The sequence below is a fragment of the Leptotrichia sp. OH3620_COT-345 genome (assembly GCF_003932895.1).
GTDB lineage: Bacteria > Fusobacteriota > Fusobacteriia > Fusobacteriales > Leptotrichiaceae > Pseudoleptotrichia.
This window is the reverse complement of sequence record NZ_RQYW01000173.1, coordinates 1-310: the sequence shown is the minus strand read 5'-3', so window position 1 is coordinate 310 and position 310 is coordinate 1. Positions and strand designations below refer to the sequence as shown.

General features: G+C 27.4%; 1 pseudogene. It reads right to left on the bottom strand.

Features of this window, described 5'->3' with window-relative positions:
* Positions 1-239 (bottom strand): annotated as a pseudogene (locus EII29_RS11715) (hypothetical protein); the annotation flags it as partial.
* Positions 240-310 lie beyond the last annotated feature (71 nt).

The following is a 310-nucleotide window of genomic DNA, read 5'->3' as shown; positions in this document are numbered from 1 at the left end:
AGTAATGTTGTTTCTCCAAATTGTACTCTCTTATTTATTGATCTTACTGATATATCTTTTATTGCTTCCTCTACTATTTTTTCATCTTTTTCTCCTGAGCCTCCTGCTTCTTTTTCTCTTAATATTTTAGCTTGTCTTTCTAATTCAGCTTCATTAATAGTTTTTTGGATTCCATATCTCAATTCACCACAAGAACCTAATATTATTCCTATAATTATCATCATTATTATCTTTTTCATTATCTTTCAACTCCTATTCTTAAATTTCTTAAATAACTGTTTATATCCGACACTCCTGTATTTTCTTTTCT